This window comes from Streptomyces sp. WAC05292, assembly GCF_003949955.1.
Classification (GTDB): Bacteria; Actinomycetota; Actinomycetes; order Streptomycetales; family Streptomycetaceae; genus Streptomyces; species Streptomyces globosus.
Genome location: NZ_RPSE01000135.1, coordinates 1 through 14,397, shown reverse-complemented (window position 1 = coordinate 14,397; position 14,397 = coordinate 1). Strand labels below are relative to the sequence as shown.

The 14,397-nt window shown below is 75.9% G+C and carries 13 protein-coding genes; 6 read left to right on the top strand and 7 right to left on the bottom strand.

The window, feature by feature from the left end; translation table 11 throughout:
- Positions 1-28: 28 nt before the first annotated feature.
- A complete protein-coding gene (locus EF903_RS16600) occupies positions 29-949 on the top strand; it encodes an SDR family oxidoreductase (protein ID WP_125544012.1) in 921 nt (306 codons plus the stop codon).
- Positions 950-1,086: 137 nt separating this feature from the next.
- Positions 1,087-1,878 carry a thioesterase II family protein gene (locus EF903_RS16595; RefSeq protein WP_125544011.1) on the top strand — a complete coding sequence of 264 codons (792 nt, stop codon included), beginning with the start codon at positions 1,087-1,089 and terminating at the stop codon, positions 1,876-1,878.
- A 15-nt stretch (positions 1,879-1,893) separates the two neighbouring features.
- On the opposite strand, the gene EF903_RS16590 is transcribed toward EF903_RS16595, so the two are convergent.
- Complete coding sequence (locus tag EF903_RS16590) at positions 1,894-2,775, bottom strand: LysR substrate-binding domain-containing protein (RefSeq protein ID WP_125544010.1); 882 nt, start codon at positions 2,773-2,775, stop codon at positions 1,894-1,896.
- A gap of 119 nt (positions 2,776-2,894) precedes the next feature.
- Here EF903_RS16590 and EF903_RS16585 point away from each other — a divergent pair, with 119 nt between their 5' ends.
- The gene (locus EF903_RS16585; RefSeq protein WP_125544015.1) at positions 2,895-3,494 is read left to right on the top strand and encodes a short chain dehydrogenase; all 600 of its coding nucleotides are present in this window, start codon (positions 2,895-2,897) and stop codon (positions 3,492-3,494) included.
- Between the two features lie 218 nt (positions 3,495-3,712).
- Here EF903_RS16585 and EF903_RS16580 read toward each other — a convergent pair whose 3' ends face one another.
- Both EF903_RS16580 and EF903_RS16575 read right to left on the bottom strand, forming a co-directional pair.
- Positions 3,713-4,144 (bottom strand): hypothetical protein, encoded by a 432-nt coding sequence (locus tag EF903_RS16580; RefSeq protein ID WP_125544009.1) that lies wholly within the window; start codon positions 4,142-4,144, stop codon positions 3,713-3,715.
- Positions 4,145-4,467: 323 nt separating this feature from the next.
- Positions 4,468-5,631, bottom strand: coding sequence for an erythromycin esterase family protein (locus EF903_RS16575; protein WP_312845933.1), 1,164 nt, complete (start codon positions 5,629-5,631; stop codon positions 4,468-4,470).
- Positions 5,632-5,733: 102 nt separating this feature from the next.
- Here EF903_RS16575 and EF903_RS16570 point away from each other — a divergent pair, with 102 nt between their 5' ends.
- Together EF903_RS16570 and EF903_RS16565 are read left to right on the top strand one after the other, a co-directional pair.
- Positions 5,734-6,507 carry a TioE family transcriptional regulator gene (locus tag EF903_RS16570; RefSeq protein ID WP_125544008.1) on the top strand — a complete coding sequence of 258 codons (774 nt, stop codon included), beginning with the start codon at positions 5,734-5,736 and terminating at the stop codon, positions 6,505-6,507.
- Between the two features lie 93 nt (positions 6,508-6,600).
- Positions 6,601-7,275 carry a DinB family protein gene (locus EF903_RS16565; protein ID WP_125544007.1) on the top strand — a complete coding sequence of 225 codons (675 nt, stop codon included), beginning with the start codon at positions 6,601-6,603 and terminating at the stop codon, positions 7,273-7,275.
- On the opposite strand, the gene EF903_RS16560 is transcribed toward EF903_RS16565, so the two are convergent.
- The 4 genes from EF903_RS16560 to EF903_RS16545 form a co-directional block, all read right to left on the bottom strand.
- Complete coding sequence (locus tag EF903_RS16560; RefSeq protein ID WP_125544006.1) at positions 7,208-9,550, bottom strand: helix-turn-helix domain-containing protein; 2,343 nt, start codon at positions 9,548-9,550, stop codon at positions 7,208-7,210. The two genes, EF903_RS16565 and EF903_RS16560, sit on opposite strands and share 68 nt — an antisense overlap.
- A gap of 4 nt (positions 9,551-9,554) precedes the next feature.
- On the bottom strand, positions 9,555-9,797 hold the full coding sequence (locus tag EF903_RS16555; protein ID WP_125544005.1) for a hypothetical protein: 243 nt from the start codon (positions 9,795-9,797) through the stop codon (positions 9,555-9,557).
- Positions 9,798-10,294: 497 nt separating this feature from the next.
- Positions 10,295-11,338: a CPBP family intramembrane metalloprotease gene (locus tag EF903_RS16550; protein ID WP_260615441.1), complete on the bottom strand. Its 1,044-nt coding sequence runs from the start codon at positions 11,336-11,338 to the stop codon at positions 10,295-10,297.
- Between the two features lie 396 nt (positions 11,339-11,734).
- Complete coding sequence (locus EF903_RS16545; protein ID WP_125544004.1) at positions 11,735-12,538, bottom strand: TetR/AcrR family transcriptional regulator; 804 nt, start codon at positions 12,536-12,538, stop codon at positions 11,735-11,737.
- A 192-nt stretch (positions 12,539-12,730) separates the two neighbouring features.
- Here EF903_RS16545 and EF903_RS16540 point away from each other — a divergent pair, with 192 nt between their 5' ends.
- Positions 12,731-14,224: an MFS transporter gene (locus tag EF903_RS16540; protein WP_125544003.1), complete on the top strand. Its 1,494-nt coding sequence runs from the start codon at positions 12,731-12,733 to the stop codon at positions 14,222-14,224.
- Positions 14,225-14,397 lie beyond the last annotated feature (173 nt).

Here is a 14,397-nt window from a genome sequence, read left to right as displayed (position 1 = left end):
GCCCCCACCATCCCCGCCCGGAGGAACGATGACGCACGCCACGCCCGCCCGGCCCCTCGCCGGCAAGGTCGCCCTCGTCGCCGGCGGCACCCGCGGCGGCGGCCGCGGCGCGGCCGTCGCCCTCGGTGCGGCCGGCGCGACCGTGTACGTCACCGGCCGCAGCAGCAGCACCACCGGCCGCTCCCCGCTCGACCGCCCCGAAACCGTCGAGGAGACCGCCGCCCGCGTCACCGCCGCCGGCGGCCTCGGAATCCCCGTACGCGTCGACCACGGCAACCCCGACGAAGTCCGCGCCCTCACCGACCGCATCGGCGCCGAGCAGTCCGGCCGGCTCGACGTCCTCGTCAACTCCGTCTGGGGCGGCGACCCGCTCACCGACTGGGAGCACCCGCTGTGGGAGCAGGACCTCGACACCGGCCTGCGGCTGCTCCGCCAGGCCGTCGAGACCCACATCATCACCAGCCGCCACGCCCTCCCCCTGATGGTCGCCCAGGGCAGCGGGCTCGTCGTCGAGGTCACCGACGGCAACACCGCCCGCTACCGCGGCTCGTTCTTCTACGACCTCGCCAAGTCGGCCGTCATCCGCCTCGCCTTCGGCCAGGCCGCCGAACTGAGGCGGCACGGCGTCGCCGCCGTCGCCCTCACCCCCGGATTCCTGCGCTCCGAGGCGGTGCTCGACCACTTCGGCGTCACCGAGGACACCTGGCGCGACGCCGTCGCCCAGGACCCCGACTTCGCGTACTCCGAAAGCCCCGCCTACCTGGGCCGCGCCATCGCCGCCCTCGCCGCCGACCCCGACGTCCTGCGGTGGACGGGCCGCGCCCTCGCGACCTGGTCCCTGTACAAGGAGTACGGCTTCACCGACGCCGACGGCACCCAGCCCGACTTCGCCGCCCACTGGGCCGACGCCCTCGAACCGGTCCACGGCCCCCTCGGCGAGCCGCTGTAGCCGCCGCCCGCCCCGCCGCCGTCCCGGGGGCCCCGGTGCCCGGGCCCGCGTACCGCACCGGCATCCTGGTGCCGGCGGGCTCACCGCCGGGCGGGCGGCGAACGCCCGTACGCGTACGAACGACCGGAGAAACCAGGATGCAGGACGCAGACCGCTGGCTGAAGCGCTTCACCCCCGCAACCGGCCGCATACCCGGCAAGGCCTCCCACGCGCCCGCGACCCGCTACCGCTCCCGAGTCGTCTGCCTGCCCCACGCCGGCGGCGCCGCCCCCGCCTACCAGCCGTGGGCCCGTCACCTCCCCGCCGACACCGAGCTGTTGGCCGTCCAGTACCCCGGCCGCCAGGAGCGGCTCGGCGAACCCTGCCCCGACACCCTCGGCGAGCTCGCCGACGCGATCGCCGCCGCCCTCGCCGCACTCCCCGCCCTGCCCACCGTCGTCTTCGGCCACAGCATGGGCTCGCTCGTCGCGTACGAGACGGTCCTGCGGCTCGCCCGGCACGCCCCGCAGGCGCTGCCCGTCCGGCTCTTCGTCTCCGGCACGCCCGCCCCCGTACGCGACCGCACCAACCTGCCCGCCCCGGACGACGCCTCCCTCCTCACGTACGTCCGCAACCAGGGCGCCGCCCAGCCCGAGGTGTACGACGTCCCCGAACTCCGCGAGCTCCTGATGCCCTCCCTCCGCGGCGACTTCGGGCTGCTCGCCCGCTACCGCCCGGCCCGGCCGCTGGCCCGCGTACCCGTCCCGGTGACCGCGCTCGGCGGCGACACCGACGCGGGCTGCCCGCCCGAATCCCTCGCCACCTGGGCCGACGCCACCACCGCGGACTTCACCTCCCGCGTCTTCCCCGGCGGCCACTTCTACCTCCAGGGCCGCGAGGACACCCTGGCCGGCCTGGTCACCACGGCCCTCCGCGCGGCGGCCCGCTGACGGCGCCGCCGGGCCTCAAGCGCCGGCCGCGCCGCCGCTCACCGCATCGCGGACCGCCGCCCGGAACTCGTCCGTCCGCGGATGCGTGGGGTGCGCGGGCCGCGCCAGGTACACCGTGGCCGCCGGAGCGTCCGCCACCGGCACGAAGCGGACGCCCGGGTGGCCGTGGCTCTCCGCCGTGCCCGCCGCGCCGACACCGAACGCACCGCCGATCGCGATCAGGTTCAGCCACTCGTCCACGTTGCGGACCTCCACCGTCCGGGCCGGCCCCTGCCCCGCCGGCCACAGCTCCGGCGACGCCGTGCCCGTCTCCGGCCACAGCGCCAGCGGCAGGTCCCGGCCCGCCGTCAGCTCGGCCAGCAGCACCCGCTCCCGGCCCGCCAGCGGATCGTCGTCCGGCAGGGCGGCGACCCGGCCCTCCGTGTACAGCGCCTCGGTCCGGATCCGCGGGTCCGCCGGGACCGTGCGCAGCACCGCCAGATCCGCGTCCCCCGTGGCCAGGCCCGCGGTGCTGCTGTCGTGCCGCACCACCTCCAGCGGGACCTGCGGGTGCGTACGCCGCCAGGACCGCAGCAGCGGCACCGTCTGCTGCCCGAGCACCGCGCACGTGTAGCCCAGGCGCAGCGGCCGCGACACCTCCCGCGTGTCGGCGAGGGCCGCGTCCAGGTGCGCCAGGATGGCCCGGGCGTGCCCGAGCAGCGTCGTGCCCGCGGCGGTCAGGGCCGGCCGCCGCGAGGACCGGTCGAGGAGCCGCACCCCGACCCGCGCCTCCAACTGCGCCAGCGTCCGCGACAGGGCCGGCTGGGTCATGTGCAGCCGGGCCGCGGCCGCCGTCACCGTGCCGGCCGCGGCGACCGCGTCCAGCGCCCTGAGGTGCCGCAGCTCCACGTCATCCATGCCTGGGAAGCATAGTCCCTGCCCAGACGGCATTTCCGCCCGCACGGAACGCTCCGTAGCGTCGGAGGGGCCGGGGCACCCGCGCCGGCGGAGAGTCGTTTTTACAGGGACGGTGCATGGTGAGGATCCTCCTGGTCGGAGCGGGCGGCACGCTCGGCAGCGCGGTACGCGGGGCGCTCGCGGAACGCGGACACGAGGTGGTCGGCGTCGGCCGCACCGGCGGCGACCTCGTGGCCGACGTCACGGACCCGGAGGCCGTCGCCCGGCTGTACGCGCAGGCCGGCCCGCTGGACGCGGTCGCGGTCGCCGCGGGCGACGCCGTGTTCCGGCCGCTCGCCGACCTGACCGCCGACGACATCGCGGCGACCCTGCGCGGCAAGGCGCTCGCCCAGCTGGAACTGGTCCGCCAAGGCACCCGGCACGTCGCGCCGACCGGCTCGTTCACGCTGATCAGCGGCATCCTCACCGAGGAGCCGATCCGCGCCGGGGCGGCCGCCTCCGCGGCGAACGGCGCCGTCGAGGCCTTCGTCCGCGCCGCCGCCATCGAACTCCCGCCCCAGCGGATCAACGCGGTCAGCCCGACCGTCGCCGAGGAATCCCTCCCCGCGTACGCCCCTTTCTTCCCCGGCATGGAACCGGTCCCGTCCTCCCGCGTGGCAACGGCGTACGTCCGCTCGATCGAGGGCGCCCAGACGGGCCGGATCTACCGCGTCCACTGAGGTCGGATGACCGCTCTCACACGGGGGGCTCTGGCCGTACCGGCGGGGGCGGATCCCGACGGCCTCCACGCCGGCCTGTCGTACGCGGACACAGCACGGGAGCGAAAGCGGTGTCCGCGAGGCCGAACGTGTTCCACGACCTGCTTCCGGAAGGCACTCCGCCCGCGACGCGAACAGGGTCCGCCGCGCACCGCGACCCGCCCAGCGCCAAGTCCCGCTCAATCCACCGTCCGTGAGGCGATCGCGTCAACCCCGGATGCCCGCAGCTTACGAGCCAGGAGCTCCATCTCGGGCAGCGTCGCCGGGTACTCCCCGCTGAGGACCTGCGTCAGCACGGCCTTGACGCCGTCCAGGCCGATGCCGAACTCCGCCCGCAGCACGCGCATGACGGTGGCGCTGCCCGCCGGCCCGCTCACGCGCAACCTCGCGCGCCCGCGCCCGCGCTCGCAGAGCAGCCGGCTCCGCACGTCATCGGGCAGGGCGCCGCCGCAAACGGCCAGGGCGACCCCACAGGTCGAACACGTCGACTCGGCATCCCACCGCAGTGTCCCGCCCACCAGCGCCTGTACTCCGCACCACTCCGCCACGGCACCGCACCCCTGGCACGCAGCGGAGTACGTGACGGACTCCACCAAGATCGACTGTTCCATGATCCCATCCTCCCCGGAGAAGAGAGGCCGGGGAACGAGCCGAACGTCATCCGTGCCACCGGCTCGACGGCCTGCCTTGCCCTGCGCTGCACGGCCGCACCGACGCCTCACGCAGCCGGTCGCCGGCGGAAGGGCAGTGGCCGCTCGGATCGACCGCGCCACGGGTGACTGCTCGGGCAACCGTTCCCCGGCGCCGGGAACGTCGGTACATCGGGGACGATCCCGGTCCCCTCCCGGGGGCACGCCTCCGACGCGGCCGCACGGACCCGACCAACCGACCGCTGCCGCCGCGGGGGCGGCAGCCGCCGGTGCGCCCGGCCCGGCTACCCGGCAGTCGTCCGCGGGCCGTCCGGGACGTGGAGGACCGCTGCCGCGCCCGCCAAGGCCGCCGCCCCGAGGGGGAAGTAGCCCTGCTGCGGCACGGTGTCGGTGCGCGTGCGGGCCGAGCCGGCCCCGGGGGCCGGGGTCAGCCCCCACCCGGCGCCCTCCGCCCGGCGCTGCAGCAGCCCCTCGTACGTGTCGGGCTCCGGCTCGCCCAGGCCGATCGCCGCGCTGCGGCCCAGGCTGCCGGCGACGAACGCGTACTCCGCGCCCAGCAGGGCCCCCACCACCGCACCGGCACCGGACCAGGTGAGGTCCGCGTCCCCCAGCCGCATGCTGCTCGGCGGCCGCTGGAGGTGGAGGTTGTGCGCGAAGACCAGCGTCGGACCGCGCCCGGCCTCGGCGGCGCGGATGGCGAGCAGGTTCTCCGCCATCAGCCCGTCCCGCACGGCCAGCAGCCCCCGCACCCGCTCCGGCTGGTCCATGGGCCGCGCCGCCTGCCGGTGGTAGCGCAGCAGGCCGCGCCCGGCGGCGAGATGCACGCCCGCCCGGTGCCACTCCTCCCGCGACGTGGCCGCGATCCGCTCCGGGGCGCGGGAGTGCAGCGCGCCCCACAGGTCGTCGGCGAGCGCCAGCAGCGCCGCGGCCGCCGGTTCGGCCCCCGGCGACGCCGCCGCGTCCAGGACCGCCTCCGGGCGGCTCCACCGCCCGTCGTCGCCGGCCAGCTCCGAGAGGTCGACGCCGAGGTCCAGGCCCAGATGGGCGCGGGCGTGCTCCAGGTAGGGCCGAGGGCTCGGCGCGCTCATGGACTCCGTCGGCGCGTCGAAGCCGTGGAAGGCGAGCCGCTCCCGCGGAGGCAGGCTCCGGTTGTGGGCGTGCATCCACGCGACGAGCCGCCGGTTCGCCGCCGACTCCCCCCAGCCGTGGCTGAACCCCTCGCGCATCACCGCGTCGAGGGTCCCCCGCCCCTTGCGGACGTAGTCGTCCACGGCGAGCGCGGCCACACGGTCGATCTCCAAGGCGACCGACCGGAAGCCGAGCCCGGCGAGCTGCGCGACCAGGTCGTTGCGGACCCACCCGAAGGCGGGTTCGAGGTGCGTCGGCTCTCCCAGGCCCAGCAGGCCGCATGACGCAGGGACGAATTCCCGGATGTCCTGACTCATCATGTCCCGCAAGCGTATCCTTGAAAGACCGGTGGAGGCTTTGCCTCCCATCAGCGCGGCCCACCCGGCCTCTCGGCGGCAGAAGTCTCAAACAGCAGGGAAGCAATGCGACCAGCCGACCTGGCCCGCGGCCACGGCCTCTCCACCCAGGCCGTCCGCAACTACGAGCGCGACGGGTTCCTCCCGCCCGCCGAGCGCACCCCGAGCGGCTACCGCGTCTACACCCCGCTGCACGCGGCCGCACTGCGCGCCTTCCTCGCGCTCGTCACCGCGTACGGGCACCAGCGGGCCGGCCGCATCATGAACGCCGTCCACCGCGGCGCCCTCGACGACGCCCTCGACGCCGTGGACCGGGGCCACGCCCGACTGCTGCGCGACCGGGAGACCCTCGCCGCCGTACGGCAGGCCGTCGGCCACCTCGCGGCGGAACCTCCGCACCCGACCGCCGCCACCGCCACGGCCGGCGGGCCCCTGACCGTCGGCGAACTCGCCCGCAGGCTCGGCGTCACCCCGGCGACCCTGCGCAACTGGGAGGCCGCCGGCATCCTCGACCCCGCCCGCGAACCCGGCACCGGATACCGGGTCTTCCGCGAGGGCGACGTACGCGACGCCGAACTCGCCCACCTCCTGCGGCGCGGCGGCTACCCCCTGGACCGCATCGCCACCGTCGTCCGGCAGATCCGCGCGACCGCCCGCACCGGGGCCGTCACCGGCGCGGGCGCCGACGCCCTCACCCGCGCCCTCGACGACTGGCAGCGGCAGCTCACCGCGCGCGGCGCGGCCATGCTCACCGCAGCCGCCCGGCTCGCCGACTACCTGTCCGCTTGCGCCGACCCCACCCCGCCGGACCCCGCCGGCGCACAGCCGCCCGCCGGATGACGAACGGCGGCCCCGGCCGACCCCCGGCTCCGCCGGCCGCCCGGACCGTGCGGATCTTGAGGTCGTGAGCAGCCCGTGGCAGGCTCGTGCCGCATGATCGACGACTTCGCGAAGGGCACTCTGCACGGGCGACTGCGGCGCGACCGCGAGGCGCTGCTCTGGAAACTCGACGGCCTGTCCGAGTACGACGCCCGCCGCCCTCTGACGGCGACCGGGACCAACCTCCTCGGTCTGGTCAAACACGTCGCCACCGTCGAAGCCAGGTACTTCGGCGAGGTCTTCGCCCGCCCGTACCCGGAACCCCTGCCCCGGTGGCAGGACTCCGACGGCAGCGATCTGTGGGCGGCCGGGGACGAGACCCGCGAGCAGATCACCGCGTTCTACCGGCGCACATGGGAGCACTCGGACGCGACGATCGACGCGCTCTCCCTCGACGCCCCCGGCCACGTGCCGTGGTGGCCGGAGCCCCATGCCGACACGAACCTGTTCGCCGTCATGGTCCATGTCCTCGGCGAGTCCATCCGGCATGCCGGGCACGCCGACATCCTGCGCGAAGGCCTCGACGGCCGGACCGGGTTGCGCGCCGAACACGAGACGCCGATCGACGAGGAGGCCCGCGCGGCCCACCGCGCGGAGATCGAGCGGGCCGCCAGGTCCGTCGTACCGGCCGCGAGCCGGCAGGAGCGCGTCGGCGGCCCCGTCACGGGCCGTCGAACTCCGGCAGGGACGGTGCATGGAGGTACCACCGGGCGACGGCCGGGTGCGTGAACGACCACCCGTCCGGCCCGGCCCTCAGCACCTCCTGCGCCGCCGCCTCGTCGAGAAGCCGGTGCACCGTGTGCGGCGGCAGCCCCCACGCGGCGAACCGGGACGAGACGACCGCCCGGATCCAGTGCCCGGTCACCGTGGTGCCCGCCAGGAGCGGCAGCAGCAGCGCGCAGGCGCCCGAGGCGGCGAGCAGGAGCACCAGGCACAGCAGCGGCGCCATGACGTCCCCGACGATCCACAGGGTCTCCGCGGGGCGCACCGCCCGCTCCGCGGACCACGCGGTGAAACCCAGCAGCAGCGCGGCCCCCATCAGGAACAGGATGTCCGCGGCCGAATCCGGCACCGTCACCGCGAACAGCAGCACCAGACCGCCCGGAACGCCCTTCAGCAACCCCTGCCAGACCCGCCCGACCGGATCCCCGCGTGCCGCCCGCGGATCCAGCCGGTGCCGCTGGTACACGTACCAGGCGAAGCCGGCGAGCACACCCAGCAGGAACCACAACGGCTCCTCGCCCGAGTCGGACGTGCCGTACGCGGACGCGTAGTAGGAGTGGTCGGCCCGGCTCTCGGAGTCGTAGAAGCTCAGCATCAGCCACACCAGCGCGCCCGTCAGCGCCGCGTACGCGGCGGCCTGCCACCGGGAGGGCCGCCTCCCGCGGTAGAGCACCCGCAGGTCCCCGACCGGCCCGCCCTCCTCCTTCTCCCGGAAGGCCAGCAGCCGCAGGGCCGCGTGGCGGCGCTGCTCGCGGAACGGCCCCCGGTACTGGCGGTACGGCAGGTACGCCCCGAACAGGTGCCGCACCAGGCGGAGCTGCAGCGACTCCTCCGTCGCGTCCTCGGCGACCAGCTCCGCGGGGTCCGCGCGCCCGTCCGTGTACAGCAGGCGGGCCGCGCCGGCCAGGGTCGGGTCGGCGAGGACCGCGGCGGCCGGCAGGTCGGGCCGGGCCGCGAGCGCCTCCAGCACCGGCGCCCACTCCCGCTGCTTCGTACGGGAACGGGAGCTGCGCTGGATCCAGCCGTCGAGGTCGTCGACGCAGAGGGGGCGCAGCCGGACCCCGGCGCTGCCGGCGATGACGGTGTCGGTGCGTTCCACCGTGTCGGTGAACTCCGCCCAGCCGCTGACCAGGACGAACGGCGCCTGCTCGGGCAGCCGGTTGAACAGGTGCAGCGCGCAGGCCCGCTGGCGCAGGGTGAGGCTGTCGAAGTCGTCGAGGATGGGCAGCAGGAGGTGCCTGCCGAGCAGGGTGCGGACGTCCTCGGCGGTGCAGCCGGTGAGCGCGCCCGCGATCCAGGCCAGCAGGTCGTCGACCGGGCCGGGCTGAGGGCGCCAGCCGCGCAGCGACACCAGCACGGGCATCGCGCCGGTGTCCGCCGAGGTGAGCAGCCGGGTGCCGAGGTGGCGGGCGAGCTGGGTCTTGCCGGAGCCGCGGTCGCCCAGGATGAGCAGGCGCCGGCCGCGGGCGAGGGCGTGGACCTCCGCGATCTCGTCGTAGTGCCCGCCGAGGTCGGGGGCGTCGGGGCCCGCGTCGGTGAAGTCCGGGTTGACGGTGGTGTAGCGCAGGCGGATCGGCGCCGGGTGCGCGGCCACGCCCCAGGGGCGCCGGTCGGGGGCGAGGGTCCGCCAGGCGTCCCGCTCCAGGGAGCCGGGCCCCGGGCCGTCCGGGCCGGCCGCCGCCTCCCGGCCGGCGGGTACGCCGGCGGGGTGCCCCGGGTCGGCGGGGTCCGCGGGGTGCGCCGGGTGCGCCGGGTGCGCCGGGTGCGCCGGGCCGGCGGGGCCCGCGGGCAGGGCGGCGGCCTCCGCCTCACCGCCCGCCGGCCCGGCCGGGACGGGGATCGTGGCCGGGGCCGGCCCCGGCACGCCTCCGGCGAAGGGGCCCGTACGCGGGTCGGAGCGGAGGCCTCCGCGGAGCCCTGCGGGCGCGGCGGCGCCCCTCGGGCCGGGCTGCGGCTCGGCGGCCTGGCCCTCCTGCGGCGGCACGATCCGGGCCCACTGGTGCTCCGCCCGGGCCCGCGCGTAACGGGCCTGCCACAGATCGAGGTTGGCCTCCGGGTCGCACGCCTGCACCCACGCCCGTACGAGTTCCCAGCGGGGCAGGCTCCGCCCCGACGCGGCGGCGCTGAGCGCCCCCTTGCTCCAGTTGACGTCCGCGGAGAGGCGGGCCAGGGTCAGCCCGGCCGCGGCACGGAGCCCGCGCAGTTCCCGCGCGAGCTCCGCCAGGGCCGGGACGCTCGTGTCGAGCGGCTGTTCGGGCCGCCCGCGCCGTCCCGTCGGCATGCCGCTACCGGCCGGCCGGCGGGAGGACGGGACCGGCACCGTCCGTGCCGCCGTCACCGCAGATGCGGCGGGCCAGCTCCAGGCCCGTCGTGGTGACCATCACGATCACCGCGAGGGACGTGCCCGGGTCCTGGCCGAGCGCGGCCAGGACGGCGGTGACCACGGCCACCACCACGACGACGACCACCTTCACGCGCACGGGGGAGGGGCGGACGCCCAGCCCCGGAACCCACCCAACGGAAGCCACGGACATTCCCATCACGGAATCCTCCGATCGAAGCAACGGTCCGGATCGCGGTGCAAAGCGCCTGCGCGGGCCCGTAGTTGGCGCTGCGGGCAGCCGCTCGGCGGCCGGAAGCCGACGGGCGCCCACCCACCATGCCCGAACGCCGCCCTCCCCGGCATCGGCCCGACATATGCGCCTGCTGGGGGTGATATCCGGTGATGTCCGACCCGGTGAACATGCCGCCGCCTGGGCCGCCCGTCCGTGAACTATGCGACTGGCGGCGCGTCCTCCCAGATCACGGCCCCCCTGGGGGCGTGGCGGCGTTCACGAAGAAGAGACCGCACTGAACAACGCCCCCTGTCGCGCATACTGCCCTCGGGGGCGCATCCGTGAAGATTCGCGCCCCTCCTGCGGGAGCCGACGGTCCGGATCCACGCATCGGCGGGGGCCGTTGGCGCGACCCCCGCCCCTCCGCTCCGCGCGTCGAGGATCCGCCGGGGTCGTACGCCGGCACCCGCTCAGGCGGGAAGGCCGGTGCCCGTGCCGGTGTCCGGGGCCGTGCCGGTGCCCGTGGCCGACAGGCCGGGCGGGAGCGGCCCCGGCTGCACCTCCGGCGGTGCCCCGGCCGGATCCGCGGGCCGGCGCGAGTCGATGCCGCGGGCCCGCGCCATCCGGTCGACGACCAGGCAGAACACCGGCGCGCTCACCAGCTCCACGACCAGCGCCTGCCACGGCGCGTCCGCGGCCGTCCCGGACTCCGCCAACTGCCCCAGGGCGAGCGCCAGCCCGAACGACAGGACGTTGTTCGCCGTGTGCATGGCGATCACGGCCTCCAGTCCGCCGGTCCGCTGGACGAGCCACCCCCACCACAGCGCCGAGTACAGCAGCAGGAAGAAGCCGCTCCACCCGCCGAACCCGTGCGCCAGCGCGAACAGCACGGACGCCACGCACACCCCGGGCCAGGGGGAGCGCAGGAAGCCGCCGAAGAACTGGACGAGCCAGCCGCGGAAGACGAACTCCTCGGCCGCGGCCTGGAAGGGCACCAGCGCCGCGAACAACACCAGCCCCGCCAGCAGCCGCGTCACCCCCGGGGCGTCGCCTTCGAAGACCTCGTCCCCGGAGCCGAGCCACTCCCACAGGACGAGGACGCCCATCTGCACGGCCATGAGCGGGAACGCCACGGCCGCGCACAGCCCGAGCCAGCGCCACCGCATCCGTCCGACCACCGACACGACCGTCCCCGGCGGCCGCATCCCGCACCACAGAACGGCCAGCAGCACCGCGGGGATGCCGAGTGCCAGGCCGGTCAGCGCGAGCGCCTGGTCGGCGAGCGGGTCGGCCAGCAGCCGGTCGCCTCCGTCCTCGGGGGCGGGGTCGAACCCCAGCGCCTGGCCGACCGCCATCCCGATCCCGACCAGCAGCACCATCGCCACCATGAACAGCCCGCCCACGATGAGGAATTCGCCGAGGCGGTGCCAGAAGCGCTGACGCCCGTTGCGCGACTGCTCGTGGTACCTCGTCCCGGCCGGTGCGGCGACCCGCCGCGGCGGCTCCGGCTGCACCGGCCACCCCCAGGCCGCGGCAGGATGCGCATACGGCCCGCCCTGCGCGGCGGCGGTGCGGGGCTCCCCGCCCTGCGCGCCCCCGAACGGCGGGGCCCCGGGGTACGGCTGAGGCCCGCCGGTATGCGCCTGCCGCGGCCCGGCCGCCGGCCCGGGGGGCGCCCACGGGTCGCCCGCCGATCCGGGGGGTGCCCACGGGCCGCGGCCCTCCGGCCGCTCCGGCCCGGCGTCCGCCGCCCGGCCCGGCTCCGATATCTCCGACACGGCCGAAGCCCCTTTCGCTCGCCTTGCCCCGGGACACCGCGATCACCGGCCCCGGCACGGCACACGGCCGCCCCGGCACCCTAAGCGATCACCCCGCGCCCCTCCGGCCGCCGGCGGGCGGGGCGGCGCCGGCTACCGGGGGAGCCGCAGCGCCAGGCCGTCGAGGACGACCTCCAGCCCGTACGCGAACTTCGCGTCCCGCAGCGCGGCGGGATCGGCGCCGGCGGCGGACGCGGGGGATCCGTCCCGGGCGCCCGTACCCGGCTGCCCGGCGCCGCCCCCGCCGGTGTGGGCCGCCTGCACGGCCTCGTACTCCTCGTGGAGGTGGGTGTGTCCGGCCGCCGCCTGCGTCGCCGCCGGGATCAGGCGGGCGATGAGCTCCGCCTCGCTCTCCCCGGACCGGGCCACCGTCGTCAGCCAGGCCGCTTCCGTCGAGCTCATCCCGATGACGTAGCCGAGGAGGGTTTCGATGGCCCGGCTCGGCTCGGGGAACCCGGCCCCCGTGAACAGCGCCGCGAGCCGTTCGGAGGACGCCATGAGGTTCGGCCCCAGATAGGCGAGCCCGGCCTGGCCGAGCACCGAGGCCAGCCACGGGTGCCGCAGCACGGTGCGGCGGAAGGACGCGGCCGCCCCGGTGGCGGCGGCCCGCCAGTCCCCGCCCCGCTCCTCGCCCGCCGGGACGCGGATCTCGCCGAAGACCTCGTCCACGGCCAGCTCCATCAGCTCGTCCTTCGTGGCGACGTGCCGGTACAGGGACGTCGCGCCGGCGCCGAGGCGGGCACCGAGCTTCCGCATGCTCAGCGCCTCGACGCCTTCCGCGTCGAGCATCGCGACGGCCTCGCGGACGATCGCCGACCGGCTGAGCGCGGGCTGCCCGGCCGCCTCACGCGGTGTGCGGGCCCACACGGACGGGACGGGGTTGCTCTTGCCTGCCATGGCGTCGCTCCTGGGGCTCTTCGGATCAAGCGCGGACCGGTGCCGCATGCCTGTGCGTACACCGTGCGCATCAGCGTACAAGAGACGCAGTTGCGCACACTGTTCCGGCGTGCGTACAGTGTGCGCATCGCCGGAACGGTGTACGCAGAAGCCGCTCCGCCCACCCGACTGCTCCCACCGGAGGGGAAATCCATGGCAGACCGCAATCCACGCCGCTGGTGGATCCTGATCGTGCTGTGCCTCAGCTCGCTGGTCCTCGTGGTCGACTCCATGGCCCTGACCGTCGCGGTCCCGTCCATGACCGCCGACCTCGGCGCGAGCGCCCAGGACACCCAGTGGATCCTCGACTCCTACATCCTGGTCTTCGCCGGCCTGCTGCTGACCTCGGGCAGCCTCGGAGACAGGTTCGGCCGCCGCCGCATCATGCTGATCGGCCTGCTGCTCTTCGGCGCCGCCTCGCTCGCCGCGACGCTCTGCACCGACCCCGGACAGGTCATCGCCGTGCGGACCGCGATGGGCGTGGGCGGCGCGCTGATCATGCCGTCCACCCTCTCGATACTCATCACCGTCTTCGACGAGGACGAGCGGCCCAAGGCCATGGCCGCCTGGGGGTCCGTCTCGATGCTCGGCCTCGTCGGCAGCCCCGTCCTCGGCGGCGTCCTGATCGACCACTTCTCCTGGCACTCGATCTTCCTCATCAACGTGCCGGTCGCCGTCCTCGCCATCGCCGCGGCCCTCACCCTGATGCCCGAGTCGAAGGGGGCCTGGCGCAAGCCGGACCCGCTGGGCGCCGTCCTCTCCGCCGCCGGCATGACCGCCCTCGTGTGGTGGATCATCGAGATCCCGCAGCACGGCGCGTTCGGCGGCCGCTCCGCCGTCACCCTCGGCGTGGCCGTCGCCGCCCTGGTCGGCTTCGTCGTCTGGGAGAACACCACCGAGGCCCCGATGGTCCCGCTGGCCCTCTTCAAGCACCGCAACTTCAGCGGCGGCTCCCTCTCCCTGACGCTCGTGCAGATCGGCAACGGCGGCCTGCTCCTGGTCCTCACCCAGTACCTGCAGTTCGTCCTCGGCTACTCCCCCCTCAAGGCCGGCCTCGCCTTCGTGCCGCTGGCCGTGGCCGCCCTCGTCGGCAACGGCGCCGGCGCCGCCCTCGCCGCCAAGGCCGGGCACCGCGCGCTGATCCTGGCCGGCATGCTGGTGATGGCCTCGTCGTTCGCCCTGCTGACGACCGTCACCGCCGACAGCGGCTTCACCGTCCCGGCGGTCGCCCTCGGCCTCCTCGGGCTCGGCGCCGGCCTGGCCATGCCGGCGGCGGTCGGCGCCCTGATGGGCACCATCCCCGAGGAGCAGGCCGGCGTCGGCTCCGCCCTCAACGACACCATCCAGCAGGCGGGCACCGCCCTCGGCATCGCGATCCTCGGCTCGCTGCTGACCGGCGGCTACGCCGACCGGATGCCGACCGGGGCCCCCGACCAGGCCAAGCAGTCGATCGTGGGCGCGCTGGCCGCCGCCCAGGGCGAGCCGGGCCTGGCCCACGCCGCCCGCGAGGCCTTCACCTCCGCCATGGCGACGACCTTCACGATCAGCGCGGCGGGCGTCCTGGCCGCGGCCCTCCTGGCCACCCTCGTCATGCGGCCCGCCCCGAAGCCCCGTACGGCGGCCCCCGAACCCGAACCGGTCGCCTGACCTGCACGCACACCGGAGGCCGGAGCCCGCGGGGCCCGGCCTCCGGTGTGCGTGGGCGCACAGGGGGCGGGGGTCGCGTGCCCGGGACGGGGCCCGATCCGGATTCCGGTTGGGTCCGGTAGGTTGCCTGGCATGAGCACACCCCCGCCGCCCGGACCGCCCCACCCCCTCGG

Excerpts from the sequence above, each read along its gene's own strand:
- EF903_RS16595 (WP_125544011.1), top strand. The coding sequence starts at position 1,087 with ATGCAGGACGCAGACCGCTGGCTGAAGCGCTTCACCCCCGCAACCGGC.
- EF903_RS16565 (WP_125544007.1), top strand. The coding sequence starts at position 6,601 with ATGATCGACGACTTCGCGAAGGGCACTCTGCACGGGCGACTGCGGCGC.
- EF903_RS16580 (WP_125544009.1), bottom strand. The coding sequence starts at position 4,144 with ATGGAACAGTCGATCTTGGTGGAGTCCGTCACGTACTCCGCTGCGTGC.
- EF903_RS16540 (WP_125544003.1), top strand. The coding sequence starts at position 12,731 with ATGGCAGACCGCAATCCACGCCGCTGGTGGATCCTGATCGTGCTGTGC.
- EF903_RS16575 (WP_312845933.1), bottom strand. The coding sequence starts at position 5,631 with ATGATGAGTCAGGACATCCGGGAATTCGTCCCTGCGTCATGCGGCCTG.
- EF903_RS16600 (WP_125544012.1), top strand. The coding sequence starts at position 29 with ATGACGCACGCCACGCCCGCCCGGCCCCTCGCCGGCAAGGTCGCCCTC.
- EF903_RS16570 (WP_125544008.1), top strand. The coding sequence starts at position 5,734 with ATGCGACCAGCCGACCTGGCCCGCGGCCACGGCCTCTCCACCCAGGCC.
- EF903_RS16590 (WP_125544010.1), bottom strand. The coding sequence starts at position 2,775 with ATGGATGACGTGGAGCTGCGGCACCTCAGGGCGCTGGACGCGGTCGCC.
- EF903_RS16545 (WP_125544004.1), bottom strand. The coding sequence starts at position 12,538 with ATGGCAGGCAAGAGCAACCCCGTCCCGTCCGTGTGGGCCCGCACACCG.
- EF903_RS16560 (WP_125544006.1), bottom strand. The coding sequence starts at position 9,550 with ATGCCGACGGGACGGCGCGGGCGGCCCGAACAGCCGCTCGACACGAGC.